The following is a 24,542-nucleotide window of genomic DNA, read 5'->3' on the forward strand; positions in this document are numbered from 1 at the left end:
CCCCTATTCCTTTGATTTAATTATCTTAATGTTAAGATATTGGGTAAAAAAGAGCGCCCGGCGAACCGGAATAACCTATGGGCTGCTCTCCTCTTCCCTCTTCTATCTACAACTCGGAGGCGTTAAACGTATCGCCGCCCTTAATCGTACCCGAGTTAAAACCTTTGTAGAACCAGCGCTTTCTCTGCTCTGAGGTACCGTGAGTGAAACTATCCGGCACTGCATAGCCCTGAGCTTGCTTCTGAATCGTATCATCGCCGACGGCGCTTGCAGCTGCCAGAGCTTCCTCTAAGTCGCCTTCCTCCAGCAGATTCATACCCTGAGCATGATTGGCCCAGACACCGGCGAAATAATCAGCCTGCAGCTCAAAACGAACCTGATATCTGTTGTACTCCTTCTCACTCAACGTCTGGCGAAGGGAATCGAGCTGTTTCGAGGTGCCTAGTAATGTCTGTACATGATGTCCAACCTCATGGGCAATAACATAAGCCATGGCGAAGTCGCCCGGCGCGTGGAAGCGTTGCTGCAACTCATCATAAAAGCTCAGATCAATATACAGTTTGGCGTCACCCGGACAGTAGAAGGGACCAACTGCCGAGGTGGCTGTTCCGCAAGCAGAGTCTACACTCCCACTGTATAGCACTAAGGTGGGGTCCGTATAGGTCATTCCCTGCTGCTGAAAAATCTCACCCCAAACCTCCTCTGTGTCGGCAAGAACTACCGATACAAACTCCGCAAGCTCTTGCTCCTCTGCGGTCTGTTCATAAGGGGCCGTTGAACTGGAGCCTGTGGAAGTCAAACTTCCCAGGATATCCCCGGCATTGCCTCCACTGAGTAACGTGATGACCAGGACAAGGATAATTCCTCCGATCCCGCCACCAATCATCTTGCCGCCGCCGCTCATGCCTCTGCGGTCCTCCACGTTCGAACTCCCTCTTCTTCCCTGCCATTTCATGGCCAAGCCCCCAGTCGAAATATCAGGTAATCTTAAGTAAATGGCTACCTGGCTTCGTTAAGTTAAATATCTTATTAGTGATATACCCAAAAAAGCAGGGTTTCACTTATACTTACTGGAGTTGGGAGAATGAGGATGGAGCCGAACTACTTCCAACCTTATAGAAGCGCCTAGTTATTCGTCATGTTCGCAGCGCCTATACACCTTTGCCAAGCTTTTTCATTAATTCGATAGCCTGGACTTTCTCTTCCTTATCTAATCCACCCATCAAATCATGAATTGAGGCTACATGACGAGGGAAAATCTCATCAAACAGTTCACGGCCTGCATCCGTAATCTCCGCATAAGTAACGCGGCGATCCTCGCTACAGGGTACACGTTTCAGCAGTCCCTTTTTCTCCAACTTGTCGATATTATAGGTAATGCTTCCGCTCGTAACGAGAATTTTCTCCCCAATCTGTTGCAGCGGAATCCGCGTTCTATGGTAAAGTACCTCAAGCACCATGAATTCAGCCGAAGCCAAGCCATAACTCTTCATATCCTTCACCGCATGATCCATTAGGCTTTTATAAGCCTTAGATAAGACTACGAACAATTTCAGTGAGGCGGCTTGTTCTTCGTCAGGTGCACTCTCTGTATTACGCAGATTTATTTGTTTATCACTCATCAATTCCACCTCCACTTCAATCAAACTTGTATTCAATCCATTTATTTGTCTTTACGTTAAGTATCTTTAATTTAAGATAACTATACGACTTCCCATCCTCCTTGTCAACCTCATCGCTAAAAAAGTCACTTCCGTCTAGAGACCGGTAAGTTTTCCTTTGACACTTTACAGGGAGTGATAAAAATCACCCCAAGTTTGACCTGACCTATAAAAGGGCGTATTCTTGTCTTTACGAATGACTCTTTAGTAAGCGATTTCAATACCCTAAAGGAGGCGACCTGATGAGTTCGTTCAATCCAACCCCTACCGAAGAAGCTATGGAGGGGCAGGCTGGAGCACGACGCGTGCTGATCGTGACAGCCGTAGACGCGGAGCGTGACGCGGTCCTGCGCGGCCTGCAAGGCAGCGACAGGTTCCATGTTATCGCTGCTGGCGCAGGGCCGGCGGCGGCGGCGGCGGGAACCGCCGCGGCACTCGCAGCCGGTTCTTACGGCTGCGTATTGAGCGTCGGGATCGGCGGCGGATTCCCGGGGCTGGCGCCTTTAGGCTCGCTGGTTGTAGCCAGCGAGATGATTGCCGCCGACCTCGGGGCCGAGACGCCGGAGGGCTTCCGCAGCGCTGCCGAGCTCGGCTTCGGCAGCGTGTCCGTGCCGGCTGACCGCGGCACGGTGCAAGCGGTTTCGGCCGCGCTGGCTGCGGCCGGGTTACCCGTAAGCACGGGCACCGTGCTTACGGTCTCGACGGCGACCGGCACCGCGGAGACGGCCGCCGCCCATCTCGCGCGGCATCCCCATGCCGTCGCGGAAGCGATGGAAGGCCACGGAGTTGCCGTGGCCGCTCAGGCGCTGGGGCTCCCGGTACTGGAGCTCCGCGCCATCTCGAACCCGGTCGGTCCCCGCGACCGGGCCGCTTGGAAGATCGGTGATGCAATGGAAGCATTAACGGCGGCAGCCGCTATATTACTGGAGGTGCTGTAATGACAACTGAGCTTAATATCGCTTTTTCCCCTTGCCCTAACGATACCTTTGTATTTCATGCCTGGGCGCACGGGCTTGTCCCGAATGCACCTAAGCTGAATGTAACCTATGCCGACATTGATATTACCAATACGCTGGCTGCTGACGGAGAAGGACCAGAAGTCCTCAAAATCTCCTACGCTGCTCTGCCTTGGGTTCTGGAGCGGTACAAACTGCTGCCATGCGGCGGTGCTTTAGGACGCGGCTGCGGCCCGCTGCTGCTTACAGCAAGTGGACCCCATGCGGTCAAACGCCCAGAAAAGCTAGCCGGACGCCGGATTGCTGTACCTAGCGAACGCTCTACGGCTTATTTGCTTTTCCGATTATGGGCAGCACAAAATGTAACTGGAGGCATCGGCGAAATAGTCGTAATGCCTTTCGATGAGATTATGCCTGCCGTGCGGGATGGCCATATCGATGCAGGGCTGGTAATTCACGAAGCCCGCTTCACTTACGCCTCTTATGGTCTTAATATGCTGACTGATCTAGGCAGCTGGTGGGAAAGCGATACCGGACTGCCCATTCCTCTCGGCGCTATCATTGCCCGCCGTGATTTAGATGCCGATGCTATCACCGGCTGGATTCGCAGCTCTCTTCAGTATGCGTGGGATCATCCAACGGATTCCAGAGACTATGTGCTTAGCCATGCTCAAGAGTTGGCTCCTGAAGTGGCTAAATCCCACATCGATCTCTACGTGAATGACTTCTCGATGAATCTGGGTGAGGACGGCTATGCCGCAATCTCTGCCCTGCTTAATCGTGCTGCGGCAGAAGGACTTGTGCCTGCAATCGATCCAGCACTGCTTCGTTAGCATTTACCAGATAGTTTAACAATCCCCGGCCACACCTATAAGGTGTTCTCCGGGGATTTTATTTATTCTACGTAGCCTTCCAGCCAGACATTATTTGGCTTATCGAACCAGTGATTATACAATAGACCTATAAACATGATCTATGAGGGAGGATCACATGATACCTGAAAAAAACAGCAAACAAAACATCGACCGCTTTTTGGGCTTTCAAAATGAATATGACCGCTACCGTCCCGAAGCCCCTGAGATGATTATCAAATTGCTAACAGATTACCTAGGTACCACCCCTTCACTCGTCGCAGATATAGGCTGCGGTACGGGTTTGTCTACTTTTCTCTGGAACGATGTCGCAGAACGCGTAATCGGTATCGAACCCAATCCAGATATGTTGGGAAAAGCAATCGATAAACTTAGCAGATTAGAAGCACCCCAATCAATTACTTTTGTGCAAGGCTACTCTAACCAGCTTCCGCTTGCATCAGATAGTGTAGACATAGTTACCTGCTCGCAATCATTCCACTGGATGGATCCTGAAAGTACACTGCAAGAAATCTCCCGGGTCTTAAAAAAAGGCGGAGTCTTTGCCGCCTACGATTGCGATTGGCCTTTATCTCTTCAGCAAAATGTAGAAGAACGATACAACCAGCTGATCTCCAAAACAGAAGAATTGCTGGCTTCGCTTTTACCTAATGAGGAGAGAGCACATAAATGGGACAAAGAAGGTCATTTGTCACGGATCAAAGCTAGTGGAGCCTTCTCTTTTGCCAGAGAAATCGTATTCCACAACCTAGAGTCCTGCGATGCCCAGCGATATATTGGTTTAACCCTAAGTCAAGGGGGAGTGCAAACCGTAATGAAACTAGACGCTACCTTGCTTGAGCAAGACATCGCCGATTACACCGCCGCAGTTGAACAGCATTTTAAAGGCAGAACATTAGAGGTTCTGATCAGCTACCGAATGAGAATCGGCATCAAATAATCTTCGATCACAACCAAAAAAACGCCCCGCCCCCTCATATGAGGAGTTCGGAGCGTTTTCTTCTTTTTATTTAACTTCCTCCATGAATACCCTTAGGTTCTCTACGATTTCTTTGGATTTTGAATGATGTAAGTAATGTCCGCCTTCAAATGTCATTACTTTTCCATGCACTGAATCCTTGACTTGCCCTTCATGTAGAGGAATCCAGTCTTTCACGGTAGTATTATTCGCTTGTATAAAGAAGATAATGGGAAGATTCTTGTCGAATGTTAAGCCTCTGGAGGCAACAAAGTTAGGATAAATATGTTCCATTTCATTTAAGGTAGTGGAATTGTTCATATTTTTAAGCGAAATCAATTTCATTTGTTTTTTGGTTTCATCATCAAATGGCAGTCCATCATAAGGGTCACCGCTTAATTGCAAGCCCAATCTTATAATCCCTGAATCTTTAAGCAGCTTTAATTTTTTAATTGGAAATTTAACATCCATACCGCCTTGTTCCGGAACACTACTATCAATACCCACAAAAGCACTCACTTCGTTTGGATATTTCTTCGCATATTCCAATCCGTAAATACCTCCAATCGAGTGGCCCATTAGAATGTATTGGTCAATGTTAAGATTCTGAACGGCTTCATGAATTTCACTAACGATATTCTCTGTAGTTCGTTCTTTTTTCGTTTCATCACTGAGTCCATACCCAAACGGTTCAACCGCCACCACTTTGTAGAATGGTGATAACTCATCAATCAACGGCTTGAAATCAAGCGCTGGCGCTCCTGTTCCAAAGCCTGGTATGAGCACGATCGTCTGTTTACCTTCTCCTTGAATCAAAACATTCATATTTTTCCCGTCAACAGGGACTAACTGACCATAGTGCTGTATTTTTTTCTGATCTGTTTTGTTGCTGATCACATTAACTGTATAGACAACGGCTAGAAAAAGTACGACCACGATCACTATTGCTCCTAATATTTTGAGCAACAGGTTACGCAGTTTATGTTTTTTCTGTCCATTCCCCGTTTTTTTGTCCTCTTGTTGTGTCACCCTCATCTTCTCCTGTCTTTAATCTGTTTATTAAGTTCCCTTAACGTTTCGCTAATGAGATCATAACTAACAAAGATGTACCCCTCATGACGACAATATGAACTGAAAATGAACAGGTAAAAAAAATGCTACGGCAGCACAAGACAAGAAAACTTGCCTGTACTGCTGTAGCATGAAAAATTCGGGATGCATTCAAGCCCTCGCAAGGCACCGCCTGGAAGCTAATTACTCTGTCGGCGCTATAATTGGGAGGGTGACAACGATGGTCGTTCCTTGGCCGGGTTCGCTTTCCACGCGGATATCCCCTTTATGAAGCGTTACGATCTGTTTAACAATGGCAAGTCCCATCCCGCTGCCACCATATTTACGGCTGTGGGACCGATCAGCCTTAAAGAACCGTTCAAATATACGTTGCTGATCCTCAAGTGAAATCCCGATGCCAGTGTCTGTTACCCGAACGGTCACGTTGTTGATATCTTGTTTGAGGCTGACGTTAATTACACTGTTATCCTTAGAAAACTTGATGCTGTTGCCAAGGAGATTGGTCCATACCTGACTTAACAGGTCATAATCAGCCAGTAGGATAATAGGCTTTAGATCAAGGTCGAAGCTGATGTTACGAGCTGACCATTGCGGCTGAATCGCTACGATTACTCTTCTTATCTGTTCGTCCAGATTGAATGTAGTTAGCCGTAGCTGTTGGGACTGCGATTCTAATAAACTCAGCTTCAGCAGGCTGTCACTCATTTTAGACATCCGTTCTGCTTCAGCGATAATAATATCCAGATAACGATTTCGCTCTTGTTCTGCAAGATCTACTCGCTTGAGCGCAATCGCATACCCAGATATTGAGGTGAGCGGAGACTGGACCTCATGCGACACATTGGATACAAACTCCTTACGCATCTGCTCAAGCTGCTGCAGATCGTGCATCATTTCTTCAAAGCTGCGAGCCAAGGTACCTAGCTCACCGGTTTGCTTAATATTCAGCTCGACGTTAAAATCACCAGCTGCTATTCTTCTGGTCGCTTTGGTTAGCTTCTTGATCGGTCTGACTAAGAACATTGCAGCTACCAGAATCAAGAGGCTTCCAGCTATCAATGAATAGAGCAAGAAATTTAATACCAAGTTCCTTCTGGCAGTGACGGAAGGGGGATTAAGCGTCTCCACAAACATCGCTTTGGTGCCGTCTTCCGTTCTCAGTTGTAAGCCTAGGAGAAGCGCAGAAATATTCCTGTTATGAGGTTGATATACTTCTCCTGCGAGAACTTTTTTTATTTCTTCCATAGTTACAGGGACCGGCTTGTGCCCATTAAGCGTTCCGTAAGATTGGAATTTACCCGCTTCGTCGAAAATTCGGATGTGGTAGGAATCAAGCTGCTTCATTCCACTTACGAAAGAGTTGGCTTCACGAAATGGGAAGGTCTCGTAAACCCTGACAATATCCTGCCCAAAATGCAATAAGGGAATTCGCGAGTTCTCGTTCAGTTTATCTTCGAATACCCAAGTTGCAACAAACAAAGCAATGATTGTGCCCCCGATTACGGAGGCTAAGAAGGTCAGTACAACGCGTGTATATATGGATCTAATCATTCGTACACCTCAAGCCTGTAGCCAAGTCCACGCACCGTCTCAATACGAAAATCAGGGGTAGTCGCAAACCGTTCACGCAGGCGTTTGATATGCACGTCAATCGTCCGATCATCTCCAGTATAATCAATTCCCCAAATTTGATCGATCAACTGCTCGCGCGTATAGACTTGTCCAGGGGTTCCAGCAAGCTTGTACAGCAACTCGAACTCCTTAAGGGGTAAGGCAAATGACTCCGTGCCTTTCATCACCTTATAGGTCTGTCGATCAAGGATGACATTGCCAATTTGGATCATCTGCGTGGAGCCAATCCGATATCGTTTCAGCAATGACCTAACACGAACCGTCAGCTCTAACGGATCGAAAGGTTTAGTTAAATAATCGTCCGTGCCTAATTCGAAGCCCTTCACTTTCTCCCAGGTTTCGCCTCTGGCAGTCAATATAAGTAATGGAAGATCAGGATTAGCTCTGCGGAGCTCCTTACAAAGCATCCAACCATCCATATTTGGCATCATAATATCCAGCACGACAAGATCGACATGTGTTCCAGCATATACGGCGAGCGCTTCCTTGCCATCCACAGCTTCAACTGTTTCGAATCCGTCGTTGCGGAGAAATAAACAGACAAGTTCGCGAATGTTCGCATCGTCGTCAGCAACCAGTATAGTAGGCATTCGTTTCCTCTTTTCCTGTTGTCCATTCTTACTATTATACTATATTATACTTTCGGCTAAACTGTCTGTTGTCTTGAGACTACACGATGATCAAACCGAAAAAGAGCGTCTAACACGGTTACCCGTATAGACGCTCTTAATGTCGTTTCGCTTTAGCTTTAGTCAGCTTACTTCTTATTCATCTTAAACATTAGGAACAGCTCATTATAATGAGCGAGCATCCGTTTGCCAAGGTTATCGTATACTTCAAGCCGGTCCGTAATTTCAGCAGGTGGATAGAACCGGGTATCCTCAGAAGTTTCCTCAGGAAGCAGCTCCAGCGCAGGAATGTTAGGCGTGGAATAACCTACATATTCTGCATTCTTAGCAGCAACGTCTGGGCGGAGCATGAAGTTGATGAACTGATGCGCTCCATCCACATTTTTCGCTGTCCGAGGGATGACCATGTTATCAAACCACTTGTTCGAGCCTTCTTCCGGCACTACATAATCCAGCTTATCATTCTCGTCCATGATCTCGGAAGCATCGCCGGACCAGACAATCCCAACCGCAGCTTCTTCATTTGCCAGCAGCATCTTGATCTCATCACCGACAATCGCCTTCACGTTAGGAGACAACTTGTTGAGCTTAGTCAGTGCTTCTTGCAGATGTGCCTCTTCCTTGTCATTAACGGAATAATGCAGGCTGTTCAAAGCCATGCCCATCACTTCACGGGCTCCGTCCACCAGGAAGATGTTATTATGCAGTCTGCTGTCCCAGAGAGAATCCCAGCTGGTGAAGTCCATGCCCTTGGTCATTTCCGGATTGAAAATAATCCCGACGGTCCCCCAGAAATAAGGCACAGAATATTTGTTACCCGGATCAAACGAGAGGTCCATAAAGCGTGAATCAATATTCTTTAGATTCGAAATCTTGCTATGATCCAGCGGAATGAGCAGATCTTCTTCTTTCATCTTAGCAATGGCATAATCCGAAGGGATTACAACATCAAAGGTAGTTCCGCCCTGCTCAACCTTGGTCAACATAGCTTCATTGGAATCGAAGGTTTGATAAATGACTGTTAAGCCGGTCTCTTTTTCAAATTCCTTCAATAGATCCGGATCGACATAGTCGCCCCAGTTATAGATAGTCAGTGTGTTTCCACCCGAATATCCCTCTCTCGAATTCATCCAAGATCCCAAGTACATGAGCGCAAATGCCGTGATAAGGATCGCCAGAAAAGCATTTATCAGCTGTTTCATCTAGGCACCCCCGCTTCTGCAACAGGCTCCGCCACAGCTTCTGCTGTGTTATGACGATTTTTCTTAAGGGTCAGGAAGTAATAACCAACCACAAGCAGAATGGTGAACAGGAAGATCATTGTCGACAGCGCATTAATCGATAGCGACACCCCTTGCCGGGCTCTAGAGTATATCTCAACCGATAACGTCGAATAACCGTTGCCTGTTACGAAGAACGTAACCGCAAAGTCATCCAGTGAATACGTAAGCGCCATAAAAAATCCGCTGAATATCCCTGGTTTAATAATCGGCAAAATTACTTTAGTCAGCACATCCTTACGGCTTGCCCCAAGATCACGGGCTGCATCCGTTAATGTAGGGCTCATTTCCTGTAGATGCGGCAAAATCATCAATACAGCAATCGGCACGCTGAATGCAACGTGTGAAAGCAGAACAGACGCAAAACCCAGCTTGATGCCAGCTATGGTGAACAGGATAAGGAACGAAGCACCAATAATGACATCTGGACTGACGATCAGCACGTTATTCAGAGACAGCAAGGTGTTCTTGGCGCGGCGATTCTGCACACTTTTAATGGCCAGCGCACCAATAATAGCGATAAGGGTCGCAATAGCCGAGGATAGCAGCGCGATCACAAGCGTATTGATTACGATGATGATCAGGCGCTTATCTTGGACCACCTCACGGTAGTAATCCAGCGTGAAGCCCTCGAACTTATGCATCGTCCCCCCACTGTTGAACGAATAGTACATTAAATAGAAGATAGGTGCATACAGAACAATGAACACCAGAACTAGGTAGAGGTTAGAGAATCCATTTTTATTTCTCATTCCGCGCCCCTTTCCGCGATCCGCCTGTGATAATCATAAACAGCGCCATAATGGCAATCAGAAACACTGCAACTGTAGAACCCATCCCCCAGTCCTGAGTGACCAGAAAATGCTGCTCGATTGCGGTGCCCAGCGTAATGACCCTGTTGCCTGCAATCAGACGGGTGATCATAAACAGGGACAGCGCAGGTATGAATACTGCCATACAGCCTGAGCGTACTCCCGAAATGGTCAGCGGAAAAATAACACGTCTAAACGTGGTCCAGCCCGAAGCCCCCAAATCACGTGCCGCATCCAGCAAGGATAAATTCAAATCCTCCAAAGCGCTGTATATCGGCAGGATCATAAACGGAATAAAAATATAGACAGATACAAATACAAAACTGAAGCCCGTAAACAGAATTTGCTGTTCTCCGATTCCAAGCAGATCAAAGAAATTATTGATCGGACCAAATGTACCGAATATCCCTATAAAAGCGTAGGTTTTTAGCAGCAAATTAATCCATGTCGGCAAAATAATCAGCAATAACCACAGTTGCTTATGTTTGGTTCTCGTCAACAGATAAGCCGCCGGATAGGCAACCAGCAAAGAGAATGCTGTAATCAGAAACGCGTACCAGAACGAGGTCAGCGTCATTTTTAAATATACAGGGGTGAAGAAACTGACGTAATTATCCAGAGTAATATGGCCATCCAAATCAAATAACGAATAATAGATGACAAGCACTACCGGTGCAATTACAAACAATGCGATCCAGAGGTAATAAGGGATGAGATAGTACGATTTGCCCTTATTCTTCATGACTCTCCACCTCGCCATAAGCTTCCAGACGTCTGTCGAATTCTTCCTCCGTTTCACCGAAACGCATAACATGAATCGCTTCCGGATCAAAATAAAGGCCAATTTCACTGCCTACAGTCGCCTTACGTGTAGAATGCACAAGCCATTCATGCCCGGATTCATCATAACAGCTGATTTCATAATGCACGCCCCGGAACAGCTGGGAATCAACCCGCACACGTAGTTTACCCTGTTCCAGCGTAGAAATTTCCAAATCCTCAGGACGAATAACAATCTCTACGGATTCATTCGGTTTAAGCCCGGCATCGAAACATTCGAAGCGGCGGCCGTTAAACTCCACCAGATAATCCTCGATCATAACTCCCGGCACAATGTTCGATTCGCCAATAAAATCCGCCACAAAACGGTTAATCGGCTCATCATAAATATCGTTAGGGGTGCCGCTTTGCTCGATTTTCCCCTTATTCATGACAAAAATCCAGTCGGACATCGCGAGTGCCTCTTCCTGGTCATGCGTTACAAAAATAAAGGTAATGCCTAACCGCTGCTGCATTTCCCGCAGTATGTACTGCATCTCCGTGCGCAGCTTGAGATCTAGCGCCGATAGAGGCTCGTCCAGCAGTAGAACCTGTGGCTCATTTACAATCGCCCGGGCAATGGCAACCCGCTGGCGCTGACCGCCGGACATTTCGTTAATCGCACGCTGCTCATAACCCACAAGGTTAACGAAGCTTAGCGCTTCCTGCACCTTCTTCGTGATAACATCCTTCTTAAGCTTCTTAATGCGCAGTCCGAAAGCCACATTCTCGAATACGTTCAGGTGTGGAAACAATGCGTAATCCTGAAATACCGTATTGACCTGCCGCTCATTGGCGGGAATGTGGTTAATTACTTTTCCATTTAAATAAATAGAACCGCTCGTTGGCTCAGCGAACCCGGCGATCAATCGAAGAATAGTCGTTTTACCACAGCCAGATGGACCAAGTAGTGTATAGAATTTGCCGCGCTCTATCTCAAAGCTGACTCCTTTTAACACCGGATCTTCGTCGTCATATTGCTTAGTAACTTCTTCAAATGAAATGATGGTACCTTCCTGAATAGCTATAGCTAACAACCTCCCTTACCTTAGTAATACAATACTATTTTACCCGCATCTTGCGGAGAACAATCGAAATGAGTATGCTCAGCGCTAATAAGCGACAATTTTCCCTCTCCTTCGACGCTCCAATAGATATAGCATATTAGATTGTACCATTATATGCGATAGCTTACATTGTTAAATGCTAAGCATAAACTTAACAAGTTTGTAAAAAGTCCAGTCTTCCCTGCCCTTTTTGAGGTGCTATAATGAAAACGAACTGAAAAGCCAGTGTGGTTTTCTTATTTTTGCGAAAGAAGATGAATGATAATGAACGAGGGGTTACTAGACCGCCTTGAAAAATATGGATTCTCGCTTTACATGATACGAATTACGCTTGCCGCATCACTATCCTGGGTAGCCGTACACAGTTTATATGGTGACCAATATTTATACTTTGCACCGCTTGCAGCCATTCTAATTACTCAAGCCAGTGTGAAGGCTTCACTTGAAAAAGGAATCTACCGCCTGATCGGCATTATTATCGGCGGAATTGTCAGCCTGATTGTAGGCCAATTCTTCGATGTAGGTGCATTTTCCATTCTGCTAATTCTGCTCATCGGGATTGGAATTGCCACAGCCTGTCGGATGAATATCCAAGCGGTTTCGCAGGTGGGGGTGACCTCGGTTCTGGCCCTTACCTTTTATCACAATGATTACGTGCTGTGGAGAGTCGCAGAAACCTTTATTGGTGTGCTCATTGCCTTGATCATCAATATGATTATCGTTCCACCGAACAGGTTCGTCAAGGTAAAAGCATTGGCACTCGATGGAAGCCTTCTACTTTCGGATGCTTTAAAAGGTCTCGTAGGCATAAGAAGAGATTCATCAAAGGATAATAATATGCTGGAGCAAGCAGGTAAACTGCTGTCTGCCAGCAATCAACAACAGAAGGAAATGTTCTATACCATTGCTCACTATCAGTGTCGTGGTGATCTAAAGGGACTTATACAAGCCACAGCACATCTAAAGACCATTCATTCCTATGTTAAAGAAATTGCCGACGATATTTGCTTGCTGCCAGCACATCATGCCAATTCTGACTGGATGCTGGAAGTGCTGGAGGCAACAGCCGATTGTATAGCTGTTTATGGTACCAAGACCTTATCCAAGGCTGAATGCCAACGTTCACTTACAGATTGTCTGCATCGTGCCCGCGACTTGCAGGCGGCCAGCTTCTCTGAACTGCAAGGACGGTGCTCACTGTCATCTGTTCGTGATCTAGGAGCGCTCTTCAGTCACTTAAACCGGGTACTCGAAGAAGTGGAACGTGCTAGTTCTGCTACTTACGTAGTTGCAGCTCGGCCTTCAACAGCTGAAATCACACGCGCTATACGCTTAATTAAAAAAGGACTCTCCCAGAAGCTCTAAGCTTGGGAGTGTCCTTTTTTTATGTTCTATCCCTATTAGACATAATGCCCTTTAGCACGATTGGTTACTACAACCATCCAACAAATTTAACTGACTGATTGTTTGGCAGCACGCCCTATCTTCACATTTACCAGTACAATACTGCTGACAATCAGCAATAATCCGATCACAAGGTTTATGGTAATCTGCTCTTTCAAAAAAACTACGCTGGTTGCTATCGAGATCAGGGGGATCAAGAAGGTGAATGAACCTACTTTTCCTGCTTCTCCTTCGTTAATCAGCTTGAAATAAATTAGCCAGCCCAGAGCAATAACAAAGATTGCGATAAACAAGGTATCCACAATAAAGGTTCCACTCCAGGTAATATCCGACCATTTCTCCGTAGCTGATCCCGAAAGTAGCAGAATGATGCCACCGATCGTGATTTGCATAGCCGTCATCCACAGCATATCCACACGTACAGCATTCCGTTTCATATATATTGTTCCTAATGCCCAGCTTAAGGCACTGGCTAAAGCCAACACAATTCCCCATATGGAGATACTCCCATTAATTCCGCCGATACTAAGAGAGGCTACCCCGAGAAAGCCAAGCAGCAAACCAGCCATTTTAAGCCCGTACATGCTCTCACCTAACCACAGCCAAGAAAAAATACCTAACAATACAGGCTGCAAAAATACAATCGATGAGAACAATCCCGCCGGAACATACTGCAAGCCAATTGTCTGAAATCCATAATAGAACACAATACTAAGTACCGCCGAGATCAGATAGATCGGCCAGAGCTGCTTGAAGCGAAGCTCCTTCACCTTGGGCAGTGCAATTAGAATCAGAATAATACCGCCTACGACGGTTCGAATACCTGCAAATAATAGAGGTGGAGCATAGTCTAAGGCGATTTTGGATATAGGCCAATTAATGCCCCATACAATCACCAAAAAAATAAGAAGGATCATACTTTTCTTCTGCTGATTCATTTGTTCACTTCCTTGGTGTAGATTCATCACAAATGATACAATAAACAAGAGCATAAATGAAATGAATAATAATCATAAGGGGCATATCATATTTGTTATGAACAATACTCAAATTCGTTTATTCGTCAAAATCGCCGAAAGCGGCAGCTTTACTAAAGCTGGTGTAGAACTGAATATGACACAGCCTGCGGTCAGCCGGGCGATCTCGTCCCTCGAAGCCGAATTAGACGTGAAGCTCTTGCTTCGAGACCGGCGTAATGGCCTGATGCTTACGGATATCGGCAAACGTATTCTTGTTATTTTCCGTGAAATTCTAATGGGCTTTGATAAGGTCAATCAGGAGATTTACGCGGAGAGAGGTCTTGAAAAAGGAAGTATCCGCATTGGAGCTTTCCCTGTGGCATCGGCTCATTTTCTACCGAAGATTATTAGCTCTATCACTAAAAGATATCCAAATATTACGATTAGCTTACAGGAGGGTTCTATCGCTGAAGTCAGAGAATGGCTGGATTCAAAAGAAATTGATGTTGGCTTATTGCTCGCTCCCAGTGCAGAATTCGAAACCATTCCATTATATAGAGAGAAATTGTTTGCCGTTTTTAGAGATGACCATCCCCTGCAAAAGCGATCCATTGTATGTGTGCAGGAATTAGCGAACGAGCCCATGTTGATTTGCAAAGCAGGATATGAACCGCCTGTTGTAGAGCTATTCCGCAGAAGTAATAGCCATCTGAATGTAAAATATGTGGTTAATAACTTTGCAACAGCTCTTAATATGGTTCAGGAGGGACTGGCGATCGGCGTGATGTCTGAACTGTCCTTGTTATCTCTGCCTCCAAATGTGGTTACCCGTGAGCTGCAGCCGGATGCTTATAGAGATATCCAAATTGCGGTCAGCTCGCTTGCCGACACTTCAATTGCTGTAAAGCTCTTCATTGAGACAGCGCTGGATCTTTTCACTCAAAAATAAAATGGATTAATTAATAGATGATAAGGAGTGCTGAGGATGAACTTTAAAAGACTAGGAAATAGCGGATTACAGGTATCCGCATTAGGACTGGGAACGAACGCTTTCGGCAAACGTGCGGATCAAGAGACCTCCATTCAGATTGTACATGCTGCGCTTGATCAGGGAATTAATTTCATAGACACTGCTAATATTTACGCTGGCTCAGAATCCGAGCGAATCATCGGTCTGGCCTTGGAAGGTAGGAGACATGAGGCTGTTCTAGCAACTAAAGCAGGTTTAGTCAAAAATGAGGGTCCTAACGGTAGCGGCTCCTCCCGTCGCCATTTGCTGCAGGAGCTTGAAGATAGCCTTCGCCGTCTTAAGACGGACTATATCGATCTATACCAGATTCATACCTTTGATCCCTATACGCCGCTTGAAGAAACCTTACGAACCTTGGACGATATGGTATCCTCGGGGAAAGTCCGTTATATCGGGGCCTCCAACTATACAGCATGGCAATTAATGAAGGCGATTGGGATTAGTGAAGCACGCAACTTCACCAAGTACACTTCAATTCAGTGCAGCTACTCCTTAGCAGACCGGACACCGGAGAATGAGCTCCTTTCGCTCTGCCTGGATCAAGGTGTAGGGATCATTCCATACTTTCCACTAGCTGGCGGGATTCTCACAGGCAAATATAATACAAGCGACTCAGCGCCATCGGGGTCCAGAGCAGATACCGATCCTAATTTCAAAAGATTCCTTGATGCTGACCGGATCAAGCTCGGAAGCCAAGTGAGTCAAATTGCTGAGGAAATGGAAACCTCATCTACCGCGCTCTCCTTAGCTTGGCTTATGAATCGGCCTGCCGTCTCGACGGTTATTGTCGGGGCTACGCGTGTGGAACAGCTGGAACAAAATTTGCTTAGTACCTCACTTGTACTTAATGAAGAAACTTCGGCCAAGCTGGATGAAGCCAGTGATTCCTTCCGTTATCGCGAGCCGTTCGCTTTTTACCGGCTCCCATAGTCGTATGCTCTAACTTCTTACAAGGATGGAGGAAAGATTAATGACAACCTATACAGCTGACAGCATTCAAGGAATGCTTGAAGAGCATAAGATTTTTTTTAATAGCGGCGTAACTAAGGAGGTTTCTTTTCGTCTCCAGCAGCTGCTCAAGCTTAAGAATATTATTAAACAATACGAAGGACGTATCATCACCGCACTACAACAGGATTTAGGAAAAGGTGAGTTCGAAGCCTATGCCACAGAAATCGGCTTTACGCTGGACAGTATCGGCTACATGATGAAACATCTTAAGCGTTGGGCGAAGCCTGTAAAGGTTCGATCGCCGCTGCACTTATTTCCTGCAAAAAGTTATATTTTAAGTGAGCCTTACGGCACAACGCTCATTATTGGCCCGTTTAATTATCCATTTCAGTTGCTGATTGAGCCCCTGATCGGCGCCATTGCCGCTGGTAACTGCGCTGTCCTCAAGCCATCTGAGAGCACACCTGCCATCTCGTCCGTGGTTGAACAGCTTATTCAAGAGACCTTCGAGCCGCAGTATATCCGCGTAATTCAAGGGGAAAAAGAGACCACTAATTTACTGATCCACGCCAAGTTTGATTATATATTTTTTACAGGCAGTGTGCCTGTCGGCAAAATCGTTATGGAAGCAGCAGCCAAAAATTTAGTGCCTGTAACCTTGGAGCTTGGCGGGAAAAGCCCGGTTATTGTTGATAAGACCGCTAATCTTGATGTTGCAGCGAAACGGATTGTCTGGGGCAAGCTGCTAAACGCGGGTCAAACCTGTATTGCACCGGATTATCTGTTAGTCCACAAGGATATTGCCAAAGAATTGATTACCAAACTCAAACATCACGTCACTGAGTTCTACGGTCAGGATGCACAGCCTAATACAGATTATGGCCGGATCGTGAATGATCGCCAGCTGCAAAGACTTGCTGACCTCATTGCGCGAGATCAGAGCAAGGTGATTATGGGCGGCACCATCGTGCCAGAAGAACGTTATATTGAGCCTACTTTAATCTATCCTGCCACTTGGACGGATGCTGCTATGGAAGATGAGATCTTCGGTCCGATTCTCCCAATATTGGAATATCATCAATTGGATGAGGCCATTCAGAGTATTAATGAACATCCAAAGCCACTGGCACTATACCTATTTACGGAGGATAAGAGTGTAGAACAAGAGGTGCTGTCCCGGGTCTCATTCGGGGGAGGGTGTATCAATGATACGATCTCACATGTGGCGAGCACTTATCTTCCGTTTGGTGGAGTAGGAAACTCTGGAATCGGGGGTTATCACGGGAAGTATAGCTTTGAGGTCTTCTCCCATCATAAAAGCATCGTCAAGCGAGGCACACGGATCGACCTCGGAATCGTGTATCCTCCTTATGGCAATAAAGTGAAGCTGGTTCGAAAAGTAATGAAATAAACAACGCAGCAAACCTCCCATGATCGGGAGGTTTGCTGCTTATCAGGGTAACTACGCAAACAGCTCTAACAATTTCTCAACACTTATCTCTGCGGTGGAAGCCAGACATAGATCCGCGGTCCCGGTTACGAGCGCCACTCCAGCTCCCACTGACCTCATACCAGCAGCATTAATTGCGGCTATTCCTTCCTCGGTATCCTCAATCGCCACACAGCAGTCTGGGGATATGCCCAGCATCTCCGCAACCTGCAAGTGAATCTCTGGATCTGGCTTGCTTCTACGCAAGTTGCCAGGGTCAGCCACCGCCTGAAACCAATGCCCGATCTGCAAGCGTTCGAGAATCAGCAGCGCATTCTCATTCACTGAAGCCAGTCCGATAGCAATCCCTCTTTGCTGCAAATCGGACAACACGCTGTGGATACCCGGATACAGCTCAGCAGGCGTCATTTGCTGAACCAGCTGTCTATACTTCTCGTTCTTTTTGTTGCAGAGCATTCCCTTTACCGGTTGCGGCAAATTCAGTCCACTACTCTCCAGAATGACTTCTAAAGATTCCATTCGACTTAGGCCCTTAAGACTCTTATGCTTCTCTCGATCAAAAGAAAGCGCAAGCTCATCCGCCAGATCCTTCCAAGCCTCATAATGATACTCTCCAGTGTCAGTAATTATCCCGTCCAGCTCGAAAATAACAGCTTCAAGCTGCTTCACATTCGAAAGCCTCAGCGGCTTCTGTGCAGACAACTGTATAAGGTTTCCCTTATGCATAATCTCAAGCTCTTCGCCCTCCAGCAGTGTATAGATCACTTCTGTATCACTCACAAAAATATCCAATAGCTGTCCAGCGCATGTTATTTTAAACCGATAGCTCTCCCACTGCGCTGGCACACTAGGATTAAATGATAACATCCCGCCGCATAAGCGCATGCCACCAAAACCATTCACAATCGACAGCCAGGAGCCTGCCATAGCAGCAGTGTGCAGTCCATCCTTTACGTTGCGGTTGATATCATCCAAGTCCATCCGTACCGTGCGGTCAAAATAGGAATAGGCTCCCGTCAAATCACCAATCTCAGCAGAGATTATACTGTGAATACACGGTGACAATGAAGAATCATGCGTCGTCAGCGGCTCATAATAATTATAATTCCGGATCTTATCCGCCAAGCTGAATTGGTCACCCAGTAGAAACATCGCCATTACCAAGTCCGCCTGTTTCAACACCTGATGACGGTAAATTACCAGCGGATGATAGTTGAGCAGCAGCGGATATTTGTCAGCTGGTGTATGCTCGAAATCCCATTTTTTCTTGGAGAGAAACGTGTCGTCTTGAGCATAAATACCAAGTCCCTCATCAAAGGGGATAAACATTTTGTCCGCCGCTTCCAGCCACACTAATGTCTCATGCTCAGTCAGACCGATTTTTTGCTTCAGGCGTTCAAAATGCTCAGGATACTGCTTAGATAATATCCCTGCCATCTCGTGTGCATAATAAAGCTGATCCTGTACCATAAAGTTGGTGTATGCATTATTGTTGACGATAGCTGTATATTCATCAGGACCGGTTACTGCATCAATACAAAAGACACCGCCCCTAGCCGGATTAAAGTACCCCAAGTCCAACCAAAAGCGGGAAGTTTCGAATAAAATTTCCGCTCCCTTCGTAACCAAAAAATCATAATCTCCGGTAGCCAGTACATACTGCTTGATGGCATACGCAATATCCGCATTAATATGCATTTGCGCCGTGCCTGCCGGGAAATACGCAGAGTTCTCTGCCCCGTCTATAGTCCGCCAAGGGAACAAGGCTCCCTTCTGCGACATTACCGCTGCACGCTCCCGTGCTTTGTCTAACGTGGCATAACGAAATTCGAGCAGCTTTCGGCTAATCTCCGGCTGTGTGAACGTAAAGAAGGGCAGCATATACATCTCGGTATCCCAGAAATAGTGCCCTTCGTATCCTTCACCCGTTAATCCCTTGGCTCCAATATTCGTAACCCCATCACGGCCTACGGATTGAAGCAGTTGAAAAGCATTAAAGCGAATGCCCTGCTGAAGCGCAAGATCACCATGAATCTCCACATCCGTATGTGCCCAGTATCGATCCAGATAAGCCTGCTGTTCCTGGGCAAGCGCTTCAAACCCGCTATGGTCTGCTAAGTGTAATATTTCAGTACTTCTACTAAGTAGTTCGTCTTCTGGATAATCTTTAGAGGTATGGTAAGAGATATATTTGGTTAGCGAGACGCTTTCCCCACGCTCCACCGGGACGACAAACTGCACGGATAATTTCTGCCCCTCATGCTGCACGGTCCTTTTACCCTCAGATCTTGAATCGAGCTTATGACTTACCCCTGTTAATAGGGCAAACCGGGTATGCCGCGTCCGCTGCTTCATCCATAAGAAGGAGTGTCCCGGTTCATGACCGGTATCCTCCAGGAGCAGACTGGGCTCCTTGCCTCCCGAGCCCAATCTGGGATCATCCGTTACCTTAGGTTTTTGGATCTTGCCGTCGATGGATGAAGTGAAGGTAAGCACTCCGCTGAAATTCAGCGCTTTAACCTCATAATCTATCGCCGCCAGATGTTTGTGCTGCAAAGTCACCATCCGCCGGATATGAAGCTGTACCCGGTGACCAGCTGGAGATTCCCAATCTACCTGCCGATGCAGAACCCCGCTTCGCATATCCAGCTTTCGTTCATAATGGTGCACTTGCCCACTGTTTAACTGAAAGGTCTGCCCTTCAATACTCAGTTCAATAATCTTGGCATCTGTTACGTTCAGCATCGCTTGATTGCGGGATGGATATCCGTAGGCTCCTTCTGGATATACAATGGGCTCCGAATCAAAAAAACCATTCAAATAATTGCCTGTTACAGACGAGCCTGAGCTGCCGTGGTAACCTTCTTCGAAATTACCGCGCATGCCAATATATCCATTGCCAAGCGCAAAAATACTCTCGCTTCTTTGATTGTTCTCTTCACTATAAGCTTCCTCATCAAGACTCCACTCCCGGTAAGGATATACCGCCGCCGGATGTACGTATGGTTTCATCTTCATCTCTCTAAGCTCCCCCTGATCACAGTTTCATTCGGGTTCTAAATCATTAACCTTTCACCGACCCACCCATAAGCCCTCTGACGAAATACTTTTGCAGCAGGAAAAAAATAGCGAGCGGCATCAGCATAGAGATAAATGCAGCCGAAGTAAGTAAATGCCAATCGTTGCCTCGTGAGCCTACTAAATCGGCAATTTTCATCGACATGACTTGCACAGACGGTTGATTGCCGATAAAAATCAATGAGACTAAATAGTCATTCCACACCCATAGGAATTGGAAGATCCCGATAGAAGCCAGTGCTGGCACTGATAGAGGCAGAATTAGCCTACTGAATATAGTGAAATGACTTGCCCCATCCATGAAAGCCGATTCGAACAAATCCTTCGGCAATTGACTGATAAAGTTGTACATAAAGTACGTAACCAGCGGTAATCCAAAAGCCGTATGCGCCAGCCAAATTCCCAGATAACTTCCGTTTAGCCCAAGTGCGGTATAATCCTTAAGCACTGGAATAAGCGCAACCTGTATCGGAATGACGAGCATTGCAATAATGATTACAAAAAGGATTCTGCGCCCAGGAAACCGCAGCCAGGCAAAAGCATATGCAGCAAAAGAAGCGATCAGCACCGGAATAACTGTTGCTGGAACAGCAATCGTTAGCGTATTCCAGAAGGCCTGTGACAATCCGGAGCCTTTTTGCACCGTTTCACTACCATCAGCCTGTTTCAGCTTGTATTCCTTACCGGAAAGCACATTATTATAGTTATCCAGCGTGAGATCCGGTGTCATCTTCCAACCTTGTATCTGTTCATTTACGGTACGTGCTCTACGATTCTCCCACATAAGCCGGCTGCCATCTGCCTTCACGCCAGCCTTCAGCTCATCATCTGTATAAGTTTTACCGTTCACCTCAATTGGCTCCCGAAGATCCACATCCTTGGATAGCTGAATCGTCTCTCCAGCCTTCCACTCCTGATGAGGAAAAGCTTTCCACCATCCAGTCTGCAGAATGTCAGCAGCCGGACGGAAGGAGGAAATAAATAGCCCAAGAGTCGGAAGCAGCCAAATAAAACAGATCACACCCAACACGATATTTACAACCGTTTTGCTGCCTTTTCTCTTCTTTTTACCAGCCATTAGAATCCCCCCTGCTTACGGAACTGACGTAGATTGATTATGATTACAGGCAGCACCGCGATCAGTAGAACAATAGCCAGCGTGGAGCCGTAGCCGAAATTACGGTACATAAAGAATTGCCGGTAGAACTGTGTAGCAACAACCTCTGTATCGTATTGACCTCCTGTCATCACCATGACGACGTCAAATATTTTCAACGTAAAGACGATAATGGTCGTTGTCACTGTCAGAATGGTTGATGAAATATATGGAATCATGATTCCAAAGAAAATCTTCACCTCATTTGCTCCATCCACTCGTGCAGCTTCCAAAATGTCGTCAGGAACCCCTTTGATTGCTGCCGAGAAAATCACCATTGCAAATCCCGTCTGCATCCAGATCAAAATAATAATGAGGAAAAAGTTATTCCACGGCTGAAGCATACTCGTCCAGGCTTGGGGTTCTCCCCCAAAATAAGTAACGATTGCGTTCAACAGCCCGATTTGTTCGTCACCCGGTTGATAGTAATATACGAATTTCCAAATGACTCCTGCCGCTACAAAGGAAATAGCCATCGGCATAAAGATGATCGATTTGGCGATTTTCTCATAGCTGCTGCGATCGGCAAGAATAGCAATTAAGAGCCCGAATGCTACACAAGCAAGCGTGCCAACGAATACCCAAAGTAAATTGTTACGCAATGCCGTTGCCATCAGATGATCGCTAAAGATCGCTGCATAATTGCTCAGACCCACAAATTTTTCTGAAGAAGCATTAAAAAAGCTCAAATATAATGTTCGCAGTGCAGGCAGGACCAGTAACCAGCCCAGAATAATCACTGCCGGACCAATAAAGATATAAGGCAGCACCTTTCGCCGGATATGATCAGGGTACTGCTCAACCGCCCACGTCAGCGTATAGTAAATCAGATAAACACCTAGAACTCCCCAGAGGACAGCCAGAACCGCTGTTAGCAGCGGATTTAATGTGGAATCCCGGAAGAATAAAAAGATTGCGCCGTTAACAACAATATTCGCTAACAACACAACTAGGGACAGCATTACCGCCTTCAGGCTGACGGTTGGCCTAGCTTGTGGTTGTGTTGGCATTTGTGGCTGTGGCTGTGATTGTGTACCCATATTAGCTCCAGCTCCTCCTATAAGTTTTGCGGAGCAAAACTCTTATCATAAGCATCGAACTCACTAGTTAGAAAACAAAAAGAGGGGCAGACAATCCTCTTTTCTCACTGCCCCTCTTTTTACTGTGCGCTTTAAATATTAGGTTAGTTGTTCCAGCCGGACTGGATTTGTTCCAAGGCTTGATCCAGTGTCGCTGTACCGCTCACATAGTCGGTCATCCCTTTCCAGAAGGTGCCTGCACCCACTTTACCTGGCATCAAATCAGAGCCATCAAAACGCAGTGTGGAAGCATCTTGAACCAACTTCGCCATCCGGCGATCAGATTCAGAGGTATACCAATCAAGGGAAGCATCATTCATAGGAGCAATTACGCCGCCAGATTGTACCCAGCTCTTAATCGACTCTCCAGTGGTGAAGAATTCCATGACTGCACGAACTTCTGGACGATCGTTGAACATAGCGTAAATATCACCTGCAACCAGCACTGGTTTACCATATTGCGCATCAATTGGCGGCAAGTAGAACCAATCATAATCCTGATCAACCTTTGCCGTTTCAGGGAAGAAGCTTGTAATAAAGTTACCGAGCATATTAAACCAGGCTTTAGGCGGATCAGTGAACATTGGCGCTGGGGCATCCCCGAAGGATGTCGTCACGATAGACTTAGCACCACCGTAAACATAATCCTTGTTAAGCCAAATTTTAGACATGATTTCAACAGCATTTTTTACTTCTGGTGAAGTAAATGGCAGTTCACCTTTTACCCACTTATCGTAGTTCTCAGGCGTAGTCGTACGAAGCATTATATTTTCGACCCAGTCTGTTGCTGGCCAACCCGTTGCAGCACCACTCTCAATGCCAATAGCCCAGGCAGGATCGCCATCCTTGGCAATTTGTTCAGTGAGTGCCATCAGCTCATCCCAAGTTTCAGGAACCTTGTAACCTGCATCATCAAATTGTTTCTTTGGATACCATACCAAGCTCTTTACATTACTGCGGTTCCAAATCCCCGCCATGATCTTCCCGTCTTTTCCGTCCATCGTAGACATATCGAGCCAGCTCTTGTTGTAATTAGCCGTCAATTTGTCTTGATCCAGCACACTGGTCAAATCGATAACCTTGCCCGTCTTAGCAATCGATGCCAGCAATCCCGGCTGCGGGAAGTCAGCGATATCAGGAGCATTTCCGCCGTCCACCCGAATATTTATTGTTGCTTCGAACTCCTTGGAGCCCTCGTATTGAATATCGATCCCTGTCTTCTCTTCAAATTCTTTAATGCTGCTCTCAAATTTCACTTGGTCAGCATCTACGAAGGGTCCAAACATGGTTACTTTAGTCCCTTTATATTCACCTTTCATCGCTAAATCTAACGGGGAACCCGAAGGTTCAGCACTTGGTGCATTTGTCGCTTTCTCGGTGTTATCTGCTGTTGGGCTGACTGTTGCCGCCGGTGGATCTGTAGGCGCCGCATTATTGTTGCCTCCGCCGCATGCGCTCAGCGTCATTGTGAAGGATAAACACAGTACTAAAGCCAACGACTTTTTACGTCCTGAGATCTTCTTCATCTTTTGTACATCCCCTTTAATGGTTATAGAGATAACATCTTATTCAATCATCCGGGCACCCTGGCATGTATTAGCAGCTTGTAGCAGATCACCTCCTTGCAAAGCTTTTCAGAAGACAGGTAAATATCCTAAAATCAAACTCCATCACAAAT

The 24,542-nt window shown here is 46.4% G+C and carries 21 protein-coding genes; 7 read left to right on the top strand and 14 right to left on the bottom strand.

From position 1 onward, the window contains the following. Positions 1-106: 106 nt before the first annotated feature. Both ypfJ and MHI15_RS12595 read right to left on the bottom strand, forming a co-directional pair. Positions 107-955 carry a KPN_02809 family neutral zinc metallopeptidase gene (ypfJ, locus tag MHI15_RS12590; protein WP_076124048.1) on the bottom strand — a complete coding sequence of 283 codons (849 nt, stop codon included), beginning with the start codon at positions 953-955 and terminating at the stop codon, positions 107-109. A gap of 196 nt (positions 956-1,151) precedes the next feature. After that, on the bottom strand, positions 1,152-1,622 hold the full coding sequence (locus tag MHI15_RS12595; protein ID WP_076124049.1) for a MarR family winged helix-turn-helix transcriptional regulator: 471 nt from the start codon (positions 1,620-1,622) through the stop codon (positions 1,152-1,154). 281 nt (positions 1,623-1,903) lie between these two features. Here MHI15_RS12595 and MHI15_RS12600 point away from each other — a divergent pair, with 281 nt between their 5' ends. The 3 genes from MHI15_RS12600 (at position 1,904) to MHI15_RS12610 (ending at position 4,429) form a co-directional block, all read left to right on the top strand. Beyond that, entirely contained in the window at positions 1,904-2,599 is a 696-nt protein-coding gene (locus tag MHI15_RS12600) for a futalosine hydrolase (RefSeq protein ID WP_081383981.1), read from the top strand. After that, positions 2,599-3,450 carry a 1,4-dihydroxy-6-naphthoate synthase gene (locus tag MHI15_RS12605; RefSeq protein WP_076124051.1) on the top strand — a complete coding sequence of 284 codons (852 nt, stop codon included), beginning with the start codon at positions 2,599-2,601 and terminating at the stop codon, positions 3,448-3,450. The genes MHI15_RS12600 and MHI15_RS12605 overlap by 1 nt, the downstream gene beginning before the upstream one ends. Before the next feature lie 157 nt (positions 3,451-3,607). Continuing rightward, positions 3,608-4,429 (top strand): class I SAM-dependent methyltransferase, encoded by an 822-nt coding sequence (locus tag MHI15_RS12610; protein ID WP_076124053.1) that lies wholly within the window; start codon positions 3,608-3,610, stop codon positions 4,427-4,429. A 66-nt stretch (positions 4,430-4,495) separates the two neighbouring features. On the opposite strand, the gene MHI15_RS12615 is transcribed toward MHI15_RS12610, so the two are convergent. The 7 genes from MHI15_RS12615 to MHI15_RS12645 form a co-directional block, all read right to left on the bottom strand. Further along, complete coding sequence (locus MHI15_RS12615; RefSeq protein ID WP_076191702.1) at positions 4,496-5,476, bottom strand: alpha/beta hydrolase; 981 nt, start codon at positions 5,474-5,476, stop codon at positions 4,496-4,498. Positions 5,477-5,701: 225 nt separating this feature from the next. Then, positions 5,702-7,069, bottom strand: coding sequence for a sensor histidine kinase (locus MHI15_RS12620; RefSeq protein WP_076278281.1), 1,368 nt, complete (start codon positions 7,067-7,069; stop codon positions 5,702-5,704). Next, a complete protein-coding gene (locus MHI15_RS12625) occupies positions 7,066-7,740 on the bottom strand; it encodes a response regulator transcription factor (RefSeq protein ID WP_341164464.1) in 675 nt (224 codons plus the stop codon). The genes MHI15_RS12620 and MHI15_RS12625 overlap by 4 nt, the downstream gene beginning before the upstream one ends. Before the next feature lie 167 nt (positions 7,741-7,907). Beyond that, complete coding sequence (locus tag MHI15_RS12630) at positions 7,908-8,981, bottom strand: ABC transporter substrate-binding protein (RefSeq protein ID WP_038573734.1); 1,074 nt, start codon at positions 8,979-8,981, stop codon at positions 7,908-7,910. Further along, positions 8,978-9,811 carry an ABC transporter permease gene (locus MHI15_RS12635; protein WP_076099717.1) on the bottom strand — a complete coding sequence of 278 codons (834 nt, stop codon included), beginning with the start codon at positions 9,809-9,811 and terminating at the stop codon, positions 8,978-8,980. Before MHI15_RS12635 ends, MHI15_RS12630 begins: the two co-directional genes overlap by 4 nt. Next, the gene (locus MHI15_RS12640) at positions 9,801-10,613 is read right to left on the bottom strand and encodes an ABC transporter permease (RefSeq protein WP_036682096.1); all 813 of its coding nucleotides are present in this window, start codon (positions 10,611-10,613) and stop codon (positions 9,801-9,803) included. The genes MHI15_RS12635 and MHI15_RS12640 overlap by 11 nt, the downstream gene beginning before the upstream one ends. Beyond that, positions 10,603-11,712, bottom strand: coding sequence for an ABC transporter ATP-binding protein (locus MHI15_RS12645; RefSeq protein ID WP_036682445.1), 1,110 nt, complete (start codon positions 11,710-11,712; stop codon positions 10,603-10,605). The genes MHI15_RS12640 and MHI15_RS12645 overlap by 11 nt, the downstream gene beginning before the upstream one ends. Before the next feature lie 309 nt (positions 11,713-12,021). On the opposite strand from MHI15_RS12645, the gene MHI15_RS12650 reads away from it, so the two are divergent. Then, entirely contained in the window at positions 12,022-13,122 is a 1,101-nt protein-coding gene (locus tag MHI15_RS12650) for an FUSC family protein (protein ID WP_052097383.1), read from the top strand. Positions 13,123-13,208: 86 nt separating this feature from the next. Here the strand turns inward: MHI15_RS12650 and MHI15_RS12655 are convergent, their stop codons facing one another. After that, a complete protein-coding gene (locus MHI15_RS12655; protein WP_036682097.1) occupies positions 13,209-14,099 on the bottom strand; it encodes a DMT family transporter in 891 nt (296 codons plus the stop codon). A gap of 61 nt (positions 14,100-14,160) precedes the next feature. On the opposite strand from MHI15_RS12655, the gene MHI15_RS12660 reads away from it, so the two are divergent. The 3 genes from MHI15_RS12660 to MHI15_RS12670 are packed head-to-tail and all read left to right on the top strand — an operon-like array spanning position 14,161 to position 17,512. Further along, on the top strand, positions 14,161-15,069 hold the full coding sequence (locus tag MHI15_RS12660; RefSeq protein ID WP_305953676.1) for a LysR family transcriptional regulator: 909 nt from the start codon (positions 14,161-14,163) through the stop codon (positions 15,067-15,069). A gap of 36 nt (positions 15,070-15,105) precedes the next feature. Next, positions 15,106-16,080, top strand: a complete 975-nt coding sequence (locus MHI15_RS12665) for an aldo/keto reductase (RefSeq protein ID WP_076191692.1) — start codon at positions 15,106-15,108, stop codon at positions 16,078-16,080. Between the two features lie 40 nt (positions 16,081-16,120). Then, positions 16,121-17,512 carry an aldehyde dehydrogenase gene (locus MHI15_RS12670; RefSeq protein WP_076191690.1) on the top strand — a complete coding sequence of 464 codons (1,392 nt, stop codon included), beginning with the start codon at positions 16,121-16,123 and terminating at the stop codon, positions 17,510-17,512. A gap of 51 nt (positions 17,513-17,563) precedes the next feature. Here MHI15_RS12670 and pgmB read toward each other — a convergent pair whose 3' ends face one another. The 4 genes from pgmB to MHI15_RS12690 form a co-directional block, all read right to left on the bottom strand. Next, positions 17,564-20,569 (bottom strand): beta-phosphoglucomutase, encoded by a 3,006-nt coding sequence (pgmB, locus tag MHI15_RS12675; RefSeq protein WP_081390533.1) that lies wholly within the window; start codon positions 20,567-20,569, stop codon positions 17,564-17,566. A gap of 46 nt (positions 20,570-20,615) precedes the next feature. Then, on the bottom strand, positions 20,616-21,707 hold the full coding sequence (locus MHI15_RS12680; protein ID WP_076124061.1) for a carbohydrate ABC transporter permease: 1,092 nt from the start codon (positions 21,705-21,707) through the stop codon (positions 20,616-20,618). After that, entirely contained in the window at positions 21,707-22,825 is a 1,119-nt protein-coding gene (locus MHI15_RS12685) for a carbohydrate ABC transporter permease (RefSeq protein ID WP_254847721.1), read from the bottom strand. Before MHI15_RS12685 ends, MHI15_RS12680 begins: the two co-directional genes overlap by 1 nt. A gap of 143 nt (positions 22,826-22,968) precedes the next feature. Further along, positions 22,969-24,390: an ABC transporter substrate-binding protein gene (locus tag MHI15_RS12690; RefSeq protein WP_038574978.1), complete on the bottom strand. Its 1,422-nt coding sequence runs from the start codon at positions 24,388-24,390 to the stop codon at positions 22,969-22,971. Positions 24,391-24,542 lie beyond the last annotated feature (152 nt).

Origin of the sequence: Paenibacillus sp. FSL H7-0918 (assembly GCF_038007025.1) — a bacterium.
GTDB lineage: Bacteria > Bacillota > Bacilli > Paenibacillales > Paenibacillaceae > Paenibacillus_AQ > Paenibacillus_AQ odorifer.

Excerpts from the sequence above, each read along its gene's own strand:
- ypfJ (WP_076124048.1), bottom strand. The coding sequence starts at position 955 with ATGAAATGGCAGGGAAGAAGAGGGAGTTCGAACGTGGAGGACCGCAGA.
- MHI15_RS12595 (WP_076124049.1), bottom strand. The coding sequence starts at position 1,622 with ATGAGTGATAAACAAATAAATCTGCGTAATACAGAGAGTGCACCTGAC.
- MHI15_RS12600 (WP_081383981.1), top strand. The coding sequence starts at position 1,904 with ATGAGTTCGTTCAATCCAACCCCTACCGAAGAAGCTATGGAGGGGCAG.
- MHI15_RS12605 (WP_076124051.1), top strand. The coding sequence starts at position 2,599 with ATGACAACTGAGCTTAATATCGCTTTTTCCCCTTGCCCTAACGATACC.
- MHI15_RS12610 (WP_076124053.1), top strand. The coding sequence starts at position 3,608 with ATGATACCTGAAAAAAACAGCAAACAAAACATCGACCGCTTTTTGGGC.
- MHI15_RS12620 (WP_076278281.1), bottom strand. The coding sequence starts at position 7,069 with ATGATTAGATCCATATATACACGCGTTGTACTGACCTTCTTAGCCTCC.
- MHI15_RS12625 (WP_341164464.1), bottom strand. The coding sequence starts at position 7,740 with ATGCCTACTATACTGGTTGCTGACGACGATGCGAACATTCGCGAACTT.
- MHI15_RS12630 (WP_038573734.1), bottom strand. The coding sequence starts at position 8,981 with ATGAAACAGCTGATAAATGCTTTTCTGGCGATCCTTATCACGGCATTT.
- MHI15_RS12635 (WP_076099717.1), bottom strand. The coding sequence starts at position 9,811 with ATGAGAAATAAAAATGGATTCTCTAACCTCTACCTAGTTCTGGTGTTC.
- MHI15_RS12640 (WP_036682096.1), bottom strand. The coding sequence starts at position 10,613 with ATGAAGAATAAGGGCAAATCGTACTATCTCATCCCTTATTACCTCTGG.
- MHI15_RS12650 (WP_052097383.1), top strand. The coding sequence starts at position 12,022 with ATGAACGAGGGGTTACTAGACCGCCTTGAAAAATATGGATTCTCGCTT.
- MHI15_RS12655 (WP_036682097.1), bottom strand. The coding sequence starts at position 14,099 with ATGAATCAGCAGAAGAAAAGTATGATCCTTCTTATTTTTTTGGTGATT.
- MHI15_RS12660 (WP_305953676.1), top strand. The coding sequence starts at position 14,161 with ATGAATAATAATCATAAGGGGCATATCATATTTGTTATGAACAATACT.
- MHI15_RS12665 (WP_076191692.1), top strand. The coding sequence starts at position 15,106 with ATGAACTTTAAAAGACTAGGAAATAGCGGATTACAGGTATCCGCATTA.
- MHI15_RS12670 (WP_076191690.1), top strand. The coding sequence starts at position 16,121 with ATGACAACCTATACAGCTGACAGCATTCAAGGAATGCTTGAAGAGCAT.
- pgmB (WP_081390533.1), bottom strand. The coding sequence starts at position 20,569 with ATGAAGATGAAACCATACGTACATCCGGCGGCGGTATATCCTTACCGG.
- MHI15_RS12680 (WP_076124061.1), bottom strand. The coding sequence starts at position 21,707 with ATGGCTGGTAAAAAGAAGAGAAAAGGCAGCAAAACGGTTGTAAATATC.
- MHI15_RS12685 (WP_254847721.1), bottom strand. The coding sequence starts at position 22,825 with ATGGGTACACAATCACAGCCACAGCCACAAATGCCAACACAACCACAA.
- MHI15_RS12690 (WP_038574978.1), bottom strand. The coding sequence starts at position 24,390 with ATGAAGAAGATCTCAGGACGTAAAAAGTCGTTGGCTTTAGTACTGTGT.